The following is a 20,778-nucleotide window of genomic DNA, read 5'->3' as shown; positions in this document are numbered from 1 at the left end:
ATATCAAATTAGTCATTTATTAACGATTAAATGCGCCTCGTTTAGAACTGCAAACGACCGCCCTTTTCTTCTGCACGCTTAAAAGCATCGCGCTCTTCACAGCGTTTTAGCCAGATTAAGATATTGGCATATTTACTGCTATCTAATCCTGTACCAGCATTGGCACCCACAACTGCAAGATGCATTTGGATATCAGCGGCACTGAATGCTTCACCAGCGAACCAGTGACTATCTTGTAGCTGCTTCTCCATCAGATTTAAGTTATTCACTATATTATTGTTGATCATTCCATCTTCAACTTGTTTGCGAATCCCTTTACTTATCGGCTTGATCAGCATGGGTGATCGTTCAACCACTTTGTTAAATACCAGACGCATGACCAATGGTGGCATCGCCGAAGCTTCAGCAAAATGCAGCCAAAAAGTATAGGCTTCCCACGCCGACTCGTTATCATCAGAAGGCTTAAACTGATGTTCCTTATCGTAGTGTCTCAGCAAGTATTCAATAATAAAACCTGACTCAGCCAACGCGCGATCACCGACTTCAAGCACCGGCGTGTGTCCTAACGGATGCACTTTCTTTAAGCTCTCAGGTGCAAGATGCGCCTTAGTACGCTCATAGGTGATCAGCTCATAATCGAGCCCCAACTCTTCTAGTAACCATAAAATACGAAACGAGCGCGAATTGTTTAAATGATGCAGAGTTAACATAAACCGTCCTAGTTTTATATTGTTTTAAATCAGCCATAATCTCTTTGATACAGTGCCACGCTTCCAATTAAGCGTGACAGCACTGCCCTCGATGATAGCGTAATTTGCGCCCCTTTAACACTACAAGTTTGTAGAACGATGACGAAAAACACTGCCTGCCAAGTCCAACTCATCTGACTTAACTAGCAAGTGTTATTTAGCATGTAACTCTTCAATTTTGCGCGTCATCTTATTTATCTTTTGCTGATACTTTTTAATTTGGCGGAATCGGTGCGCCATTAGCACACCTTTGATACGGCGATTTTTCAGGCGACGTCGTGGCGGAAAACTGCCTACTTGTGGCTCATTGTAGCCATGCAAACGGTCGTCACGTTTGCGTGCCATATAACCCAGTGCACTATCAGCAATCATAATAAGCAATGCGACAAAAATCATGCTGTACATCAGCATGGATCCACCATCATGTAAGTTACGATCCAAAATCGCAATCGAAAACACGAATAAGAATATTGGTTCAAGGTAGCACAAAGTCCCAAATAATGAGACAGGCAGCTTTTGGCTCGCTACCATCGTCAGTGACATCGCAGCGGTACTGATAATGCCCAATAACGGCAACAGATACCAAAGCTTATGGTTGGTTATTGCCACCTCAAAGCCCCCATTCATATACAGCGCAACCAATACCACGGGCAATAACAACACAAGATCAGAGATCAAGCCTGTGATAGGCGGTACGGCCAATTTACGACGTAACAGATAATAAGGAGGATAACCCAAGCACACAAACAAAGTCGCCCAAGAGATCGCACCATATTCAAAGATATCGTAAGCAATACCGAGACCTGCACATATGATCGCAGCCCACTGTAGCAAACTCATGTCTTCACTATAAAAGAAGCGACCGACCACGATCATGATCATTGGGTATAAGAAGTAGCCCAACGTCACCTCAAGCCCCAAGCCATTGACTGGCGCCCACATAAATATCCAGATTTGCGCGCCCAAAATCGGTGTGGGTAATATAAATAAAAACCACTCTTTTGCATTTTTTAATGTTTTTAAATAGTCAAAAATATGCTGCCATTGCTTTAGCAAACTGACTAGCAGCACCAAACTAAAAAACATCGTCAGCACACGCCACGAAGCGACTTGCGTACCTGATAATGGTTGCAGCAGCAAACCAAATAGGAACAGCAATGAGTATAAAAAATTTGCAGCCACAGCAGTGATTGTACCCTGCGAGGTTTGGTTAGTAGTCAGCATTACAACAGCCTTTATAGATTGGGGCACATCCTTGGCAATTTTAAAAAAAAACAAAAGCCTCAGACGAGAACGTCTGAGGCTTTTGCATATAAGGTCGTCGCGCAATCTAAGATAAACGCTTTTAATGTATCGTGCTTACATCATGGCAGCATTATGTCAAAGTCAGAATAGATAAGCAATGCTACTGTTCATCTAGTCTGCCAACTTCTGCATTGAGTAAGTTTAATGCATGTAAGTACTTACTTTAAATCAAGTTGTTCGATTTTTTGCTGTATCTTATCCATCTTTTTTTGGTAACGACGAATTTTGCGAAAGCGATGCGCTTTTAGCACACCACCGATACGCTGATTGATAAAATGACGACGCGGCGGAAAGCCGCCAATTTGAGGCTCTCTATATCCATGCAAGCGGTCACTACGCTGACGAACGAGATAGCCTATCGCACTATCGATTATCATGACCGCTAGGGCAAGTGTAATCATGCCGTACATAAAGAGCGAGCCACCTTCATCAAGGCTCTGACTCAGAACCGTGATAGACAGCACAAATAACAACATCGGCTCTATGTAGCTTAGCGCGCCAAACAGAGACACTGGCAGCTTGCTACTGGCAATCATCGTCAGAGACATCGCAAGCGCACTAAAGGCACCAAGCAGCGGCAATAAATACCAAAATTTCATGTCCTCTGCTGCCACACTAAAACCACCTGTCACATAAAGCATGATAAGCACTACTGGCGTTAGCAATGTCAAATCAAACAGCAAACCTGTAATCGGCGGGACGGAAAGCGTGCGACGAAGCAGATAATACGGCGGATAGCCCAAGCACACAAACAACGTCACCCAAGACACTGAGCCATACTGAATGACATCGTAACCAATGCCTAGCGCCGCAAATATCGCGGCTACCCACTGTAATACACTCATATGCTCATGGTAAAAAAATCGACCAAGTACAATCATCACCAGCGGTAATAAAAAATAGCCCAAGGTGACATCCAGACCAAAGCCATTGACTGGTGCCCACATAAATAGCCAAATCTGTCCGCCCAAGATCGGTGCAGGTAGTATAAATATCAGCCATTCTTTTAAGGTCTTAAGTGTCTTAATATAATCAAAGACATGCTGCCATTGCTTGGTCAAACTGAGCAAGATGATCAAACTTAACAGCATCATCAACACTCGCCACGAGGCCACCTGCGTCCCCGTTAAGGGCAGCATAAATAGCCCAAACAAAAACATCATCGAGAATAAAAAGCTCGACGATACCGCTGCGACAGTTCCCTGAAAAGTTTGATTGGTCGTAAGCATAACAACAGCCTTAAAAATAGAACCTTATGGACATTATTTATAAAAAATTAGAGCAGCAGAAACTTATAGGCAGACCCTAACAATAGAGAAGATACAGAAAAAATAAAAGCCTCCGACGATAACGTCAGAGGCTTTTTTGTAGAACAATCATATCAGACTAGATCAAAAAGCTAACTACTGAAACATTTATTCGTCGTCTGTGTTTTCACCGTCTGTACTGTCAACATCTAATTCATTGTCAGTAGAAATATCCATAACGTCATTAATTGCTGTGTTGCCAGTCGCCGCATCAATCTCTCTCTGCTCTTGACCTTCCACATCAAATGTACCGTCTTCTCTCATGGCATCGACTAACTCATCGTCACCTTCTTCGTGCTCAACACGTGCCATAGCAACTAGCTTCTCGTCTTTTGATAGACGAATCAGCGTAACACCTTGCGTATTACGACCAGAGCTAGCGACATGCTCAACGGGCGTACGAACCAACGTACCTTTATCAGAAATTAAGATAATATCATCTGTAGAGTCAACCTTGGTGGCACGTACCAGTGCACCATTACGCTCACTGGTCTTGATCGCAATCACACCGCCACCACCACGATTTTGGGTATTGAACTCATCGATCAAGGTACGCTTACCAAAGCCGTTTTCACAAGCAATGAGAATTTCGCGTACATCATCTTCGATCACAACCAATGATTTGATAGATTCATTAGTCGCCAAACGCATACCACGGACACCTTTAGCAGTACGGCCCATCACGCGAGCATCATTCTCATCAAAACGAATGGCTTTACCACTTGAAGCAAACAACATCACTTCTTGGTTACCATTGGTAATACGAGCGCTTACTAGCTTATCGCCTTCTTCTAATCCAACTGCAATTAAACCGTTCGAGCGAATATTAGCAAACTGTTTAAGCTCTACCCGCTTCACCGTACCATTGGCAGTTGCAAAGAACACAAAAGGTGGCTCTGCTTGCGTGCTGTCGTCTAATAAATCATCATCCCCATCTATTAGAGCATCTGTTGACGCTTCACCTTTTATTGATAGATCTTCCACTATTTTTGGAATTGGCAGTATCGTGGTGACGGTTTCATCAGGATTTAAGCCAATTAAATTTACTAATGGACGACCGCGAGCACCGCGACTGGCAATCGGCACTTCAAAACCACGTAAGCTGAAGACACGCCCACTATCTGTGAAGCACAATACAGTAGCATGCGTTGAAGTGACCACCAAGTGATCAATCACATCATCTTCTTTCATAGCCGTTGCAGACTTACCCTTACCGCCACGTTTTTGCGCGACATAATCATCAATCGGCTGAGTTTTTGCATAACCAGTACGCGAAACCGTCATGACTACCGTTTGTTCAGGAATCAAATCTTCACGGTTAAAGTCAGTACGTGAGTCAATAATATCGGTACGGCGCTCATCACCAAAGTTATCACGAATCTCAATCATCTCATTAGAGATAATGGTCATTAGCTTATCAAAGTCACCTAAGATAGACTCTAAATGAGCGATTTCACGCAGTAAGTCCTGATATTCTTCGGTCAATTTGTCTTGCTCAAGACCCGTTAAACGATGCAACTGCATATCTAAAATCGCGTTGACCTGCTCAAGTGATAAGCGATAACGTTCTTCACCTTCGATAAGACCAAACGGCGCTTTAGGATCTTCGCCTTCGATAAACTCAGGACGCACAGATTGGCTACCAGCAGCGGTAAGCATCGCCACCACGCTACCTGAACCCCAGGTGTTGTTTAATAAGCTTTCACGTGCCAAGCCGCGGTTTGCAGACGCTTTAATCGTCGCAATAATCTCGTCGATATTGGCGAGAGCAACCGTTAGACCTTCGAGCAAATGACCACGTACGCGCGCTTTGTTCAGCTCATAAATCGTACGGCGGGTCACCACTTCTTGACGATGACGCACAAACGCAGCGATGAGCTGACGCAGGGTCAATAGTTTTGGCTGACCATTATCTAGCGCCACCATATTGATACTAAAGCTAGATTCTAGCGGCGTTTGCAAGAACAAGTTATTGACAATTACTTCAGCAGTCTCGCCGCGACGCAAGTCAATGGCGATACGCATACCGTCTTTATCAGACTCATCACGAATCTCGCTAATGCCTTCGATTTTTTTATCACGTACAAGCTCTGCAATACGCTCAATCAGTTTGGCTTTATTGGCTTGATAAGGCACTTCGGTAAATACAATACGCTCGCGATCACGGTTGACACCCGTATCACTCATGGCTTCGATATGGTAGCGACCACGTATGTGCAGGCGACCTTTACCCGTACGATAAGCATCTAAAATACCCGCGCGGCCGTAGATAATACCGCCCGTTGGGAAATCGGGACCTGAGATGTGTGACATCAACTCTTCAGCTGAGACTTGTGGGTTTTCTACATAAGCCAAACAAGCATTAATCACTTCTGTCAGGTTATGCGGCGCCATATTGGTCGCCATACCGACTGCAATACCCGTCGCACCATTGACCAGCAAGTTAGGAATACGCGCTGGCATCACGCTTGGCATGCGCTCAGAGCCATCGTAGTTGTCTTCCCAATCAACCGTGTCTTTGTCTAAATCAGCGAGCATCTGATGGGTCAGTTTGGTCATACGTACTTCCGTATAACGCATGGCAGCCGGTGGATCATCATCGATCGAACCAAAGTTACCTTGACCATCGACCATCGGATAACGCAAACTAAAATCCTGCGCCATCCGCACAATCGCATCATAGACCGCACTATCGCCATGTGGGTGATATTTACCAATGACATCGCCGACCACACGTGCAGACTTCTTATACGGCTTATTGTAGTCGTTAGATAGCACGTGCATGGCGTACATCACACGGCGGTGTACAGGTTTGAACCCATCACGCACATCAGGCAGCGCACGCGAGACAATCACGCTCATCGCATAATCCAGATAGGATTGCTTTAGTTCATCTACGATGCCAATAGGACTGACCGATTCGCTCATATACACTCCTTCACTCACATTGTTTTTCTAATGTTGACACGTTTGTTCAAGATACTCATGGGTTATACAAAAATATAGCTGCATCAATGCGCAGCTACTATCAAAATAGTGACCCTAAAAAAGCACCGTCAAACGTGCAAAACAATAGGAAAATAGTGATACGGTTTTTGTTAAAAATAATGTTCAATTAAAGAAGCTATTTTAGCACAAATTTGCTGATTTAGGGGCGTCTGGCTGTTATTAAAATTAAGCAAAACAGCTGATTAGCGGTTTTTTTACTCTAATAACAAGAGTAAAAACAACTTTAACGGCATACTTTTTTTGATTGACTGATTTTGCCATTTTTACAGACAAACTTGCCATCTTTTGAGCAGTGAGATACGCCGCCCATTTTACCCGAACAAGGTGTATTCTTAGCTTGTGCTTGACTGATCGAAGCTATCATAAAGACACAGGTAACCAGTGATAATATCATTGACTTCATACTTTTCTCCTATTAATTATTAAATGGTATTCATGAAAAAACTGCATCCAGTGGACACAGTTTTTTCGATAGCAAAGCTATTTTTTACGGTTAAGCTGACCTCTATCAAGCGGGTTTAAATTCCTGATTAAAGAACTCACGTGTGGCTTGTGTACAAGCAGTACTGACCAGACCACCGTGATAGTTACCCAATACAGCAGCACTTGCAGGTATGCCTTGCTGTGCTCCTGCCTCTATTACTCGTTGAAGATTTTGCACAAAGTTACTTTGAACACTTGCTACAACAGAATTAATATTCCATTGGTTCATGGACGCCTGTCCAATAAGTTGAACGTTAGGAGTATTAGGACGAGCAGCGGCTGTTGTCGCATCAACATCTAATACTGTCACGTTGACGGTAAGGGCTGGGTTTTGTGCGACATTACCTTGAATAATAGCAGCCATTGAACTGGTGTTTAGATCATAAAAGACCGTTGGATCCTGATTGCCACCACATAGCAGTGTTGGCATTTTTGGCACATAACCACGTAGATCATTGAGTTTTAATGCTTTGCGTAAGTTATTTTTTGGATTGGCTGCTGGCAATGCACCCGTCATCTCGATTAGGCTATCAGGGTTCTGTAACGCATCCGCCACATAAGCGGTACGGAAGTCCGTTCTGATCAGATAATTGTCATCCGCGAAGCCAATAGAGGCAAAGGGAACGGTAGGTGGTGGTAGAAGATCGAGAGTGGGATTGTTTTCAGGGTCTTTTTCAAACAGCGCATTATCAGGCAGTTTATTGGCGGCGACCAACTCACCAAAGCTCAATAAACTTGGTAATTCTGTGTTTGCATAATTGGCAGTAAATATATCAGCAGTACTGTTATAGACATTGCCATACGCGTTTTGGAGGCCAGATGCCAGTAGCGGTGCAAAACGAGTCGCGCCAATATTGACGTTTCCTCTAAATATGGCATCACCGAACGCTGCCAGTGCATAAGGCCCTGATAAAGGTGCAATTGCAGTGACTGGCTCATCGTTTTTCTCGAACATTCTAGCGGTGGCCATCGCCACGTGCCCACCTTGTGAGTAACCACTAATGAATAACTCACCAGAGTCATCAAGGTTGGTATAATCAGGATCATTAGCGCGCTGTTGTCTTGCAATGATTGTACGGGCACTATCTAGCGCATCGGCCATATCAGTGGCTTGTTGATCAGCCACAAGGTATGGATGGTAATCAAGATCAGACTCATCATAACCAGCATAGTTTGGTGCAACCACAATATAACCTTGAGCTGCAAAGTTTGCGGCGATTAATGTTGCCTCACTAGCTGCTGGGTTTTGAGGATTGGCTACTTGGCTAAAATCGTAGTCTTTGTCAGTGGTTGTGCCATGGGCATATAGCAAGATAGGTCGATCGCCTTGACAGTCAGCACTGTCTCCGCTTGGTAGCATCAAGGCTGCTGTCGCGTTGGTACGCTCACCCGCTGCCCCTACTGTCGGATAGCTGACTTTTTCGATTTTGATATCGCATTTGGCATCAGGGGTTGCCGTACCCTCAAGACCGAACTGGGTATTTATTTGCGCGGTGTTAAATGACTTGATTGATTTAACTGACGTCGCAGAGCCAGGGCCTACGACATCATCATTGTCATCGCCACAACCGACGAGCAGCAAGCTACTGGCAATGGCGACCGATAATAGGCAGCGCAGCATCACCGGCTTGCCTGTATTAGTGGATATTGATTGATGGGTATTGATAGATGACTTGTCACTTATAGCGGTAGTAGATTTAGATACGATCATGGTTGCTGTCCTTAGCAGTGGTAAATCAGACGTTTGCTGAGAGTCCTTTGCAATAGAAAACTTCAGAGTGGCAGACTCTTGTTATCAAATGGTTTTTATTGAGTACTTTGCAATATCAAACATTTCTAATAAAACCGTCTCAATAATTGCTTCTTAAACCTTACTACTTATACCGTAAAATGTTATGAAAAGCTACTGGAAAACATGCATTTAACAGCATCTTTAACCTGATAGTAAAATTAGTATTATTGTCAAACCTAGCTTAGATTTTGTCTTTGTTGTACGATGTTCCGAAATACAACCCTAATACAGATAGCGCTTTATGCAAACCAATAGTGAAAGTACAAAAGAACATGACAACCAATCGCTTAATCTGACACAACAAAGCGACGCATCAGGCGATATACGTGCCGATCGTAGCTTCGATGCGATTGCGGATCATTTTGAAAAAAAGGTTTACGGTGGCTTAAAAGGCGATATTCGATTGGCGGTGCTACGCCGTGATATCTTTGAATATAGCGCGCAAATGAGCAAAAGCCTTGGGCGACCTTTACGTATTTTGGATGTGGGTGCAGGGCTTGCACAGATTGCCATAGAGCTTGCGGCCCAAGGTCATACACTGGTCATCAATGATATCTCAGGCAACATGCTAGAAAAGGCGAAAGCGAGTGCCGCGCAGATAGACGAAAACCTCGATATCACATGGTATGTTTGCCCCTATCAGGAGCTGCCAGAAAAATTAGGCAAAGAAAAGCATGAAAAGTTTGATTTAATCATGTGTCATGCGCTGCTTGAATGGTTGGCCGAGCCCGCTGCCGTGATGGACTTTTTTGATCAGCAATTAACGGATAAGGGTGCACTATCTTTATGCTTTTATAACCCAGCAAGCTTTGATTATCGCAACCTGATCATGGGGAATTTTAACTTACTCGATAATACAGAATATAAGGCTGATAACAAAAAAAGCCTCACACCCAACCATCCTGTCGCCAAAGAAGAAGTCGAACGTTGGTTAGCAGCGCATCACTATCAGACCATACGTACCAGCGGTCTGCGCGTATTTCATGATTATGCCCCGCTTAAGCGTGGTGGTCACAATGACCCAGATGCTGTGATACGTATGGAGCTGCGCTACTCGCAATTAGAGCCGTATAAACGGTTGGGACGTTATTTGCACATATTGGCGACACGATAAGCTTAAGTGCAAGCGCCTGTTTTCTGGAGAGACTTTTAGTTGATATAATCGCAGCAGTGTAAAGTAAGCACAAGGCAGCCTATCGTAAATAGTACACTTTGTGCATTTCGCGAGGTTAATACCTTAATAATTTATAAATGCTTCGACTATAAAGACTACTCTGCGTCTTCAACTCTCTCTGACCTATCATACTCTGACCAAGTCGTCGCATTGATGTCTTTTTCATCAAATACCACGACGTGCTCTAAGATAGGTAAAATACCAATCTGTGACCCAATCTCGTGATTATGGTGACTGGCAACTAATGACAATACCGTTTGCCCGTCGTCGAGTTGCAAGCGATATAAATAGTTGGCACCGCGAAATACGCGTCCAACCACTAAAGCAGTTTGTGTGCTCTCATCGTCATGAATGATATCATCAGGGCGCACCAACACCTTAATCGGTGTGCCGTTAGGATAATCGTACTCGCAATACTGTGGATACCCTGATTCATCGTAAATTTCCATACGTCGATAGATATCGCCTAATGCCGTCTCAACATGACCTTCTTTGATGATGCCATCTATCATCGCGCCTTCACCGACAAACTCGGCAACAAAGGGACTGATTGGTTCATGATATAACTGGCTTGGGGTTGCCCACTGTACCAGCTTACCTTTATGCATCACTCCCACTTTATCAGCCAGTGCAAACGCTTCGTTTTGATCATGAGTGACCAATATTGCCGTGGTATTGGTGCGTTTAAGAATATCACGGACATTCATTGCCAATGACTCACGTAGCACCACATCTAAGTTAGAAAATGGCTCATCGAGTAGCAATAATTTCGGCTTTGGTGCTAACGCACGGGCCAATGCCACCCGCTGCTGCTGGCCACCTGACAGCTCATTTGGACGTTTGTCAGCATGCTCAGACAATTCAACCAGCTCTAGCATCTCAGCAACACGGGCTTTTTTATCAGCGGCAGACCATTTATTCAGACCAAAAGCGATGTTTTTTGCCACGCTCAAATGCCCAAATAACGCATAGTCCTGAAACACCATACCCATACCGCGTTTAGCAGGTGCTACTGCATACGAGTTGCGGTCAGTTTTATTAGTAAGACACTGATTGTTTAAGAAAACAATACCATCACGGCTTTGTTCCAACCCTGCAATTGCTCTTAGTGCCGTGGTCTTACCACAGCCGCTATAACCTAAAAAGCAACCAATCTCGCCTTGCTTCAATTCCAGTGACAAACCATTCACGATAATCGTATCGTCATAACCGACGATCAAATCTTGCACACTAAAATAAGGGCTGGTAGCCATAGCTGCCTCAGTATCTGTCTCAACATCTTGGCTAAGAGCACTGCCTCTTTCAAGGGATTTTCTAGGCTGAACGGGCTGTGTCTTAACTTGAGCAACTGGCGATTTTTTTATATGCTCCAGCCTTGCCTTAGCTTTTATTGACTTGGCATTGATTGATTTAGAGTCTGCTGAGCCTTTCATTGAATCAGTGTACATAGACGGTACCAGTTAGCTATTAGTAAATAAAAAACCATAGATAAAACAGTGAAAACAATCATAAAATGGAAGTGGAGCGCTAGCGGATAATGCAGATTCACTCTAACAATCCCTTAACCTTGCTTATCGCTTTGACGCAATAATATCCAAACAGGCAGCAGCCCAACCAGCACAATCAATAAACTTGGCAACGCTGCTCGTCCCCACATGCCTTCGCTGGTCATCTCAAATACCCGCACCGCCAGCGTATCCCAGCCTTGGCGCCGTGTCATTAACGTAATCGGCATCTCTTTCATGACTTCAACAAACCCCATTAGTAATCCAGTCAATATTCCTGGACTAATCACGGGTAACATCACTTGTCGCCAGCGCTGATAAGGACTGTCACTTAATAATTTGGCGGCTGCTTCTTGATTGACCGTTAGGCGCTGGAGCTGCCGATCGACTGGCTGAAAACTTACCGTCATAAAGCGCGTCGATAATGCTAATAGCATCACAATAACACTGCCTGATAGCACTTGCTGCGAGGTAACACCAAAGGCAATCATTTGATTATCTAGCCAAGCAATTGGGATGAATATACCCACTGCCAGTACCGTGCCTGGCACCACATAACCCAAATTTGCCAAAGTGGTCATGAGCTTGGTCAATTTATCAGGATATTGCCGCTTAATCCACGCAATAATAACCGCCAAAAAGGCAATAAAAATCGTGGTCATACTCGCAATCGTAAGACTATTGACCACAAAATCAATATAGCGCGCATCAAAATCTTGGCGAAAATTCAATGCTGTCCAATAGATTAGCTGCAGAAATGGGATTAAAAAAGCGATGGCAAACACCAAGGTACACAGTAATGTCATACCCAATTTCGCAGACGTACTGGCATCGAAACGCTGACTACTGCCTTGAGTCACGTTATTGCCACGCTTGGTTTGCCAATACTGCTCAAACAATACCACAATAAAGATCACACCGATTAGCAAAGCAGCCAATTGTGCCGCAGTGGTCAAACTAAAGAAGCCAAACCATGCTTTGTAAATAGCCGTGGTAAAGGTATCAACATTAAAGACCGACACGGCACCAAAATCTGCCAAGGTTTCCATGCTGGCCAGCAATAGTCCGCCAATAATCCACGGCAATGCTTGTGGTAATGCCAACCGAAAAAACACGCGGCTTCGGCTTAAACCCAGCATCTGTCCCGCTTCAATCGCTCGCCTACCTTGCGATAAAAACGCTTGACGCGCCAGCAAATAGACATAAGGATAAAACGCTAGGGACAGTACCAGACCTGCTCCCCAGACATTACGTACCGAAGGAATCACCGTGTCAAAGCCTAGGTCGCGCAAACCTGTCTGTAATGGCCCGCTAAAATCAACAATACCAATGGTGACAAACGCCAATACATAAGCAGGTATCGCCAGCGGTAACATCAGCGCCCAAGAAAAAAACCGCTGCCCAGGGAAGCGGTACATGCTGGTTACCCAAGCAAGGGCTGTACCGATAGTGCCAGACACGACCGTTACCATCAGCAATAAAATTGCGGTATTTTTGAGCACTTGCGGCAGCACATAGTCTGCCATGTGCGTCCAAATATCGGCAATTGGCTGTGTCCATGATAGCAACACAATCAAAATCGGTAAAAGCATAAACGACGAAATCAGTCCTAAGACTGATTTTGAGATAATACGTTTACGGACGGCGTGGTCTTGGCTGATAGTCTGATTGTCAGCAATACTATTATTATCAATATTATTGTCATCAACACTATCATTGACTGTATCATTTTGACGTACAGACGCGTCTGGCGTTTTGATCATATCATTATTACCGTGTCATACGCATAAAGACCTTATAACGTTATACCAAACTCAAAAATACTGTCCGCTTTGAACATAAACATTATCATTCAGCCTATCAAGAGTGATACTTGTACTTGATAGGCATTGTCATTTTTGAGAGTGGTATGACTGTCAATACCTTATTTATAACCTGCTTTGTCCATCAACTGAATCGCTTGGGTTTGTAGCTCACCAAACTTTTGCACATTGATATCGTCTTTTTTGAATTCACCCCATGATCTGAGCATTTCTGACTCATCAACCCCTACTTTTACTGGAAATTCTTTATCGGAGCTGGCATAAACACCTTGTGCCTCATCAGAGGACAACCATTCCATCAGTTTAAGCGTACCATCTGGATTGTCTGAGCCTGTAACCACACCAGCACCTGAAATATTTACGTGTGTACCAGTCGTACCTTGGTTTGCCCAAAATATTTTCACAGGGAAGTTAGGTTTTTCATCGAGCAGACGACCATAGTAGTAACTATTGGCAATACCTACTTCACACTGGCCAGCAGCGATGGCTTCTAGCATACTGGTGTCATCGCTGAATACGTCAGTGGCTAAGTTAGCGACCCAACCACGGACGATCTCTTCGGTTTTTTCTTCGCCCAAGTGCTCCATCATGCTAGCCACAAGTGACTGGTTATAGACCTTTTTAGAGGTACGTAGGCATAACTTACCTTTCCACTTCGGATCAGCTAAATCTGCATAAGTAGATAACTGGTCGGCACTGACTTTACTTGGGTCATAAAAGATCGTACGAGCGCGCAATGATAGACCCGTCCACTGACCTTTTGGATCACGATATTTGGCAGGAACGTTAGTCTCTAACACAGTAGAGGATACTGGTTGTAACAAACCCTGCTGAGCCGCTTGCCATAAGTTGCCCGCATCAACGGTTAGCAGCATATCGGCTGGCGTGTTCTGACCTTCGGCTTGCAAGCGCGCCATGAGCGGACCTGTACTGTCCGTGACTAGCTCAATCTTTACACCTGTCTGTTCGGTATAACGGTCTAACAATGGCTTAATCAGCTGCTCATTTCGCGAAGAATAAATAGTAATCGTTTGACCACCTTCACTCGTAGCACCATCATTAGCAGCTGGTTGCTTTGTAGCCGCCGCTGATGTCTCCGCCTCTGCGCTCTCTTCTGTTGTAGATGAATTGCTACAACCAGCCAGTCCTAACATCATGCCAAATACGGCAACAGGCAAGATAAGCTTAGTAGAAGTTAGGTTAGCGCTAATGGCATTCAATGACATGGTTTTCCCCATAATGATGCTACGAAAAGGTGAGATAAATAGACGAGATGACAATAAGATAAGGCGGCGCTAAAGACCTCTAATAATAAGGCTCAATCACGCGATAATCTCTGAAACAACATACTAATAGAAATGATATTAATTATCAATACATTTGTTTAACTCTGAAATGTACTGTTTACTTGGCTCAACTGTCACTTTCTAAGGATAAATTTATAGATCTTCACGGGTCAATCTATACCTTTTTTGAGTGATGGCACGTCCTAATCATCTTTCAATTATCTGCTGATTCACGACAGCAACCATTGACCTAAAATAACATTGACAGCGGCTTCGGTACGTAGAATACGCGAGCCTATAGTGACTGCCGCGCAACCTTGAGCGGCGAGCAGTGCTATTTCATAATCAATCCAGCCCCCTTCAGCACCGATACAAACCAGACTTGGCAATCCTAACGATGGCTGCTGTTGTAGATATTGCGTAAAGGATAGCTCACTATACGGGTGCGCCACGATGGCTCGATTGGTTATCAAACCTGCCAGCTCATCTTCCACGAATGGCTTGAAGCGTTTTTGTAACGTGATACGAGGCGCTATCGTATCCACCCCTTGTTGCAGCCCTTCTAATACAAATTCATCAAGGCGCTCAAGCATCGGACTTTGCCAATAGCTTTTTTGCGTGCGATAACTGTTGATTAGGATAATATCGCGTACACCAAGCGCAGTCATATCCATGATTAAGCGGCGCAGCACTTTAGGACGCGGTAGTGCCAACACGACGGTCAAATCTAACTTAGGTGGCGGCACAATGGTAAGCTCGATATCACGCAGCTGAATAGCATCAGAGCGGATGCTTTCTATAGCAGCAGTGCCCAAATGACCACCCATTTGACCGATTTTCAGCGTATCACCAACTTTTGCCATCAGCACTTTATTGACATGATCTATTTGCGATAACTCATCAATATGTGCCGCTTCCGACGAGAAGTTTTCAATGGGTAATAATAGACAATTCATAGCAGCTCTTGGCTTGGTTGTTGAGTAACATGCTGCTCAACAACCTCTTTAATCATGGTAAATTGGCGGGTCAATACTGCTTGCTGTTGTATCGTCATTCGCGCGCCAGCTTGCCCTGCTTGTTTCGCTACCTCAAGATCGCTGAGCCAAGACACTAGCTGCTGATAAATGAGTGCCGCATCCTCTTTAGCGGCAGGCTTCTTACGAGAGGATTGTTGACTCGTATTAGTAGTAGCCGCATTAACAGTAACCGGACGATAAAAAACATTGTTTGGCTGATATAACGCGCCGACCTCAGCCAATTTATCCACCACGCTTTGACAAGACTGAGTATAGCGCCCCATGAGCACAGGCGTTGCCACACTCGCTGGCTCAACGGGATTATGTCCACCGACATTCACTAACGAGCCGCCGACCAATGCCACATCTGCCAACTTATACCACGCCATCAGCTCGCCCATGCTATCGGCCAGATAGACTTGTGTGTCAACATGAATGGTATCTTCTGCACTACGCCGCGCCATTGTTAATTCGGACGCTTGAATGAGCGCTGCTACTTCATCAAAACGTTCAGGATGTCTAGGCACAATGATAAGCAGCGCATCAGCGAGCGCTGGATGAGACAATAGCTGTTGATGCAGTGACAGTGCCGTCTCTTCTTCACCACTATGGGTGCTTGCGGCTACCCAAATCGGTCGACCAGCTACAGTCATCTCTTCTACTAATGTAGGTTCTTTGAGCGATTCAGACTGTCCATTTAGTACGCTAGGATTTTCTGTATAGCTATCTTCTATATCAGTCGCTTTATCTTCAATTTTAGGCGTATTAATCACCCATTTGAGTGAACCTGCGACACGAATTTGCGCGCTATTTGCACCCAATTGCCGAAAGCGTTTAGCAGACTCACTGTCTTGAGCGATAATCAAAGTCAAGTTTTTCATCATGCTGGCACTGACCGCAGCAATTTTTTGATAACTTTGGAAAGAAGACGCTGATAGTCGACCGTTGACCAAGATACTGGGAATATGGTGTTCGGATAATTTGGTTAAGATATTTGCCCACAATTCTGTTTCTACAAACAGAGCAACAATGGGCTTTACATGCGCTAAAAAAGCCTCAATCACAGCTGGACTGTCAACAGGTACATAACTGTGGCTCATTCGACCTTGGGCAATTTCATCGGCGAATCGGCTAGCACCGCGAGCAAATCCTGTCTGCGTGGTATTGGTTAGCCATATTTGATAGCCATCAGCCAATAATGTATCTAATAGTGGCGCAACGGTATTGGTCTCACCTAGTGACACCGCATGACACCAAATAACGCCTTTATTGGTTTGCGTATTAGTCGCTTCAGCCACTGGCCGTGGCGGATATTGTTTACCAAAACGCTGTGCCACTTCTTGCTGATAGTTGTCACGATTGTGTGAGCGTCGCCAGACTTGCAATCTATATAGCGGCTTAAGTAAACCGATGGCACACTGATAATAAAAAGGCGCGTTATAAATAGTGCGGCTGGGCAACGATTCTGGGTCAGTCGCTTCTAAAGCACAATCAGAGGATATAGGAGAAGATGGCATAAAGTCGCCCAGATTAGTAATGGCTCAAATAATATAGTCAATCCACCATGAAAGAGTGATGGCGTTAATCTCGCTTGCAGTATGACCTATACATCTGCACTCGGTTGCCTTTTACCTCTTTAAATTAAATCGACTATAACAAAGTGACGGTAAAAATTGCGCCAATTCTACCTGAATTTAGCGCTTAACAATATGCTTTACAGCGTGTTGCCATAAAATATTTTAGACAATAATCAGGATCAGTATTGCCACCACGAGTATGGCTGCGAATAGCAGCTGGTAGCGCTTCATACTATGTTGCTCTTGTTTTTGTGTCGTTATCAACGCTTGCGCTTGTTGCCATTGCCCTACTACGCTCGCCGCTTCCGTGTGTCCATTTTCCGCTGCTTGCTCTAGCCAATATTTGCCAGTGTCTATATCTTGCGCCACGCCGACGCCTTGGTAATACATCTTGCTTAGTAGGCGCTGCGCACGGCTGTCGTTTTTGCTGGCGGCCTGCTTAACCCATTCAGCACCTGACTCTGTAGCAGCACGCTTATCAACGGCTAACCCTTCACCAAGTAACTCATACATTGCCAAATGTAGCATGGCAGCGCTATTACCCGCATGCGCTGCTTCCTGTAATTTTAATAACGCTTGCTGTTTTGCCGCCAAATGACTCTCTGAAAAGTTTATTTGTGCGCGTGGCTTACTTTGCTTGGAAATGTGTTGCTCAAACTGCTCCAGCACTTTATGGGCTTGCTGATACTCAATATTTCCAGCCGTTTGAATGACCTCTATGTTTTCCAGCTCTACGAGCAGTTGCGTAAAAATCGCGGGCGTTGGCGGTTCTTGAGAAGCAGACACTAACGATGGTAGTGGCTGCTCCAATACTGTATTTTCTGAGGCCGTATGAGGTCGCACTGTTTCTGTTTTAGATAGCACAGGCTTAGTTTGGCTCTCTGGCTGAGCGAGTACTTTAGGTTCTGATATAGCAGCTGGCGTATCATTTGGCGTATGATATAACGCTTCTTTTTCCAATGGTTTCTGACTATCAACCGTTTTAATACGCTCTACATGAGCACTTGTATTTGTATTTTGTGTGCTGCTTTGAGTAACTGAAACTGACGTGCCTGACTTAACCACTTGGTCATCATTCAGCTTTGGCAGCCTTGCACTAACCGCTTGATATAAACCGCTAGCCACTTGACCGCCTTGTACGGCTGCAAATGGCCGATCAATATGACCAAATAACCGTAATCCTATCGGCTCTAGGGCAAAAAACAATGACGTAACGCTATTAATATCAGCCGACTGACAATAGATAACCGCCATATGTTGATAAAAATCATCGGTTTTGAGAGCCAATTCAGGATAGCGCTTATGTAGCTCAAATTGTCCATACCAATGCGGCGTATTTTGCCATTGCTGTGCCAATACTCGCCCTGCATAAAATGCCAAAAACACCATAAAATTACGATAGCGTTCATCGATCAATAATGTTTCTTCATGCCATCGACCAGTTTTAACCATCTCACGGCGTATGTGCGACAGTAGCGTATCGATTCGCTGTAGACTGACCAATGACTCATCTAATATACAATCACGAAGCTCGCTTTCGTAAGCAATACCACCAGCGATAGGACGATCAGCTAGAAAATCTTGCCAATAGCCTGCTGCAATATAATCAAAGGGCGTTAGAGGTGATGCAGACATAGACAAGCGCATCCTTTATCGGGATAAATTAATAGTAATAAAAATAAGGTCATCATAGCACTAAGCCAACATCGGTCGTTTACCTTACCCTAAAATTGAAAACGCTACAATAAAGGACTAAATAAGCGCACCACATTATCAAATAAACGCTCTGCACCATGGCGCTGTTGCCACTGCTCTAAACTCAGAAAACGGCAGCTTTGTAAGTAGACTTCTTGACAATCAGCCACTTGAGCGACCATCTCTGGTGTATAAATGGCCAAGCTCACTTCCATGTTTAGATAAAAACTACGCATATCGATGTTCACAGTGCCAAATAAACAATAATCATCATCGATAACCACTGTTTTGGTATGCAACAGACCACCCTTAAACAAAGCAATCGTCACACCTGCCTCGAGTAACTCTTGATAATAGGCTTGTGACGCATGCTGTACAAGAAACGAATCCACCTTTTCAGGAACAATAAGTGTCACCTCAACCCCACGTTTGGCCGCTATCGTTAGCGCTCCCGAGAGCGCTTCGTCAGGTACAAAATACGGCGTAGTAATGCGAATACGTTTATTGGCGCGATGAATAACCGTCACCAATGTATTGTAAATCACATGGGCAGTCACTTGTGGTGCGGAAGGTATTAGCTGCGCCAGCACCCCTTCTACCATCGGCATTTTCGGTATCACAATCGATGTCGAGCCAATATTTGGCTGCTCATAATAGTCGATCTCACCAGCCAATACCTTTACCCGACTGTTTAAATCATTAATGGTTGGATTCATCACATATAGTTTACGAGTATAGCCATTTACTCGTTGATTGAGCGCGTCTAGATTGTCATTGTTTTCCGCACCAATGTCTGTGGCCACCACGATCGCCATGGCTGTCGTAATACTAATAGAGTGTTGACTGGTCGTGCGTATGGCCACATCGATCCACTGTCCAACGTTTTTATTTTGTTTAAAAAACCTCGGATCGACCAAGTTAAAGCTACCGATATAACCAATGTGCTCATCAATAACCACAATCTTACGATGATTGCGCAAGTCAGAGCGCTTAAATAACGTTTTAAACAAACCCACTGGTAGTGACTGATGGACAAAAACACCTGCTTTTTCCAATGTACGGTGCGCGCTACTATTAAAAAAACTAAAGCTACCCACGCTATCGGCCAATATATGACACTCAACGCCACGCTGCGCTGCCGCTGACAACGCCTCTATCACCTCTAGTACTTGTCCTTTAGGATAAACAATATAAAACTCCATCAGGATAATACTCTGAGCGGCATTGATATCTTCGATTAAATTCTGAAAGATAGTATGAGGATCGGTCAATAACTGCATCTTATGATTAGGGAATACGCCTAGCCCTGTCCAGCGCGTGCCTATTTGACTGACACCGCGATAGTTGACTGGTAGCAGCTCTTGTCCCTGATCAAAAACCAAATGCTCACGCCGTGCCATATCATCCATCAATAGGCTTGCTTGATCCACCCGTTGACGATAGCGCCGTCCTATCATCGGCTCACCCAATAATATATAAGCGATCAAACCAAAAATAGGTAAGGTATAGAGCACAGCAATCCAAGCAATGGACACACCGATATTGCGCTGCACCGATACAACACGTAGCGTCATTACTATCATGAGAACAATATGCAATACCAGACCCAAGCCTGCAAAGTCTCCCCAAGACCAGGTCGTAAAAGTTTGTTCAATAGTGGAATTTTCTATGCCCGCCTCCAACAATCAATATAAAATAAAGCATGAGTCGTAAAACATCCTCAATAGTATAGTAGTTTTTGACCATCAAACAATGACTAACCATAATAAGTTTTTAGGCAGCAACGTTAGTAAACACGTGCCTCAGACTACTATCAATAATAACTTTCAGACGGTATTTTAAATTATTTTTCAAAATAGTTAAAAAACTGTTTGACAGCCATGTGTAAATCTATATAATACACACCCACAGCAGCAGAGCTTAGTGACAAACTTAGAGCTCAGTTGATGTTGAATAAATTGCATAGCAATTGTTCGAAGGGTGATTAGCTCAGTTGGTAGAGCGTCTGCCTTACACGCAGAATGTCGGCGGTTCGAATCCGTCATCACCCACCACTA

14 protein-coding genes and 1 tRNA gene are annotated in these 20,778 nt (G+C 44.3%); 2 read left to right on the top strand and 13 right to left on the bottom strand.

All coding sequences use genetic code 11. The annotated features are described in order from the left end of the window. Window positions 1–41: 41 nt before the first annotated feature. The 6 genes from JFC10_RS10600 to JFC10_RS10575 all read right to left on the bottom strand — a co-directional run bounded on the left by JFC10_RS10600 (window position 42) and on the right by JFC10_RS10575 (window position 8,564). Window positions 42–710, bottom strand: coding sequence for a glutathione S-transferase family protein (locus JFC10_RS10600; protein WP_193013021.1), 669 nt, complete (start codon window positions 708–710; stop codon window positions 42–44). Window positions 711–902: 192 nt separating this feature from the next. Continuing rightward, the gene (gene rarD, locus JFC10_RS10595) at window positions 903–1,973 is read right to left on the bottom strand and encodes an EamA family transporter RarD (protein WP_198332791.1); all 1,071 of its coding nucleotides are present in this window, start codon (window positions 1,971–1,973) and stop codon (window positions 903–905) included. A gap of 239 nt (window positions 1,974–2,212) precedes the next feature. Continuing rightward, window positions 2,213–3,283 carry an EamA family transporter RarD gene (gene rarD / locus JFC10_RS10590; RefSeq protein ID WP_198332790.1) on the bottom strand — a complete coding sequence of 357 codons (1,071 nt, stop codon included), beginning with the start codon at window positions 3,281–3,283 and terminating at the stop codon, window positions 2,213–2,215. A 186-nt stretch (window positions 3,284–3,469) separates the two neighbouring features. After that, the gene (gyrA, locus tag JFC10_RS10585; protein ID WP_198332789.1) at window positions 3,470–6,289 is read right to left on the bottom strand and encodes a DNA gyrase subunit A; all 2,820 of its coding nucleotides are present in this window, start codon (window positions 6,287–6,289) and stop codon (window positions 3,470–3,472) included. A 304-nt stretch (window positions 6,290–6,593) separates the two neighbouring features. Further along, complete coding sequence (locus JFC10_RS10580) at window positions 6,594–6,773, bottom strand: YdcA family protein (RefSeq protein WP_193013025.1); 180 nt, start codon at window positions 6,771–6,773, stop codon at window positions 6,594–6,596. A 105-nt stretch (window positions 6,774–6,878) separates the two neighbouring features. Beyond that, window positions 6,879–8,564 (bottom strand): alpha/beta hydrolase family protein, encoded by a 1,686-nt coding sequence (locus JFC10_RS10575; protein ID WP_198332788.1) that lies wholly within the window; start codon window positions 8,562–8,564, stop codon window positions 6,879–6,881. Between the two features lie 322 nt (window positions 8,565–8,886). On the opposite strand from JFC10_RS10575, the gene JFC10_RS10570 reads away from it, so the two are divergent. Further along, window positions 8,887–9,759, top strand: coding sequence for a methyltransferase domain-containing protein (locus JFC10_RS10570; protein ID WP_198332787.1), 873 nt, complete (start codon window positions 8,887–8,889; stop codon window positions 9,757–9,759). A 155-nt stretch (window positions 9,760–9,914) separates the two neighbouring features. Here JFC10_RS10570 and JFC10_RS10565 read toward each other — a convergent pair whose 3' ends face one another. The 7 genes from JFC10_RS10565 to JFC10_RS10535 all read right to left on the bottom strand — a co-directional run bounded on the left by JFC10_RS10565 (window position 9,915) and on the right by JFC10_RS10535 (window position 20,403). After that, window positions 9,915–11,072 (bottom strand): ABC transporter ATP-binding protein, encoded by a 1,158-nt coding sequence (locus JFC10_RS10565; protein WP_406947315.1) that lies wholly within the window; start codon window positions 11,070–11,072, stop codon window positions 9,915–9,917. 308 nt (window positions 11,073–11,380) lie between these two features. Next, window positions 11,381–13,087, bottom strand: coding sequence for an ABC transporter permease (locus JFC10_RS10560; RefSeq protein WP_198332785.1), 1,707 nt, complete (start codon window positions 13,085–13,087; stop codon window positions 11,381–11,383). A 161-nt stretch (window positions 13,088–13,248) separates the two neighbouring features. Beyond that, a complete protein-coding gene (locus tag JFC10_RS10555) occupies window positions 13,249–14,373 on the bottom strand; it encodes a Fe(3+) ABC transporter substrate-binding protein (protein ID WP_198332784.1) in 1,125 nt (374 codons plus the stop codon). Window positions 14,374–14,663: 290 nt separating this feature from the next. Then, window positions 14,664–15,389 (bottom strand): 16S rRNA (uracil(1498)-N(3))-methyltransferase, encoded by a 726-nt coding sequence (locus tag JFC10_RS10550; RefSeq protein WP_198332783.1) that lies wholly within the window; start codon window positions 15,387–15,389, stop codon window positions 14,664–14,666. Continuing rightward, complete coding sequence (locus JFC10_RS10545; protein ID WP_198332782.1) at window positions 15,386–16,966, bottom strand: 3-deoxy-D-manno-octulosonic acid transferase; 1,581 nt, start codon at window positions 16,964–16,966, stop codon at window positions 15,386–15,388. The genes JFC10_RS10550 and JFC10_RS10545 overlap by 4 nt, the downstream gene beginning before the upstream one ends. Window positions 16,967–17,188: 222 nt before the next feature. Then, complete coding sequence (locus JFC10_RS10540; protein WP_198332781.1) at window positions 17,189–18,661, bottom strand: tetratricopeptide repeat protein; 1,473 nt, start codon at window positions 18,659–18,661, stop codon at window positions 17,189–17,191. A 104-nt stretch (window positions 18,662–18,765) separates the two neighbouring features. Continuing rightward, window positions 18,766–20,403 carry a cardiolipin synthase gene (locus JFC10_RS10535; RefSeq protein ID WP_198332853.1) on the bottom strand — a complete coding sequence of 546 codons (1,638 nt, stop codon included), beginning with the start codon at window positions 20,401–20,403 and terminating at the stop codon, window positions 18,766–18,768. Between the two features lie 296 nt (window positions 20,404–20,699). Between JFC10_RS10535 and JFC10_RS10530 the strand changes: the two genes are divergently transcribed. Then, window positions 20,700–20,775 (top strand) — tRNA-Val (locus tag JFC10_RS10530). Window positions 20,776–20,778 lie beyond the last annotated feature (3 nt).

The sequence above is a fragment of the Psychrobacter aquimaris genome, from assembly GCF_016107525.1.
Lineage (GTDB): Bacteria > Pseudomonadota > Gammaproteobacteria > Pseudomonadales > Moraxellaceae > Psychrobacter > Psychrobacter aquimaris.
Note: the sequence above shows the minus strand (reverse complement) of the source record. Positions and strands in the feature narration are given on the sequence as shown.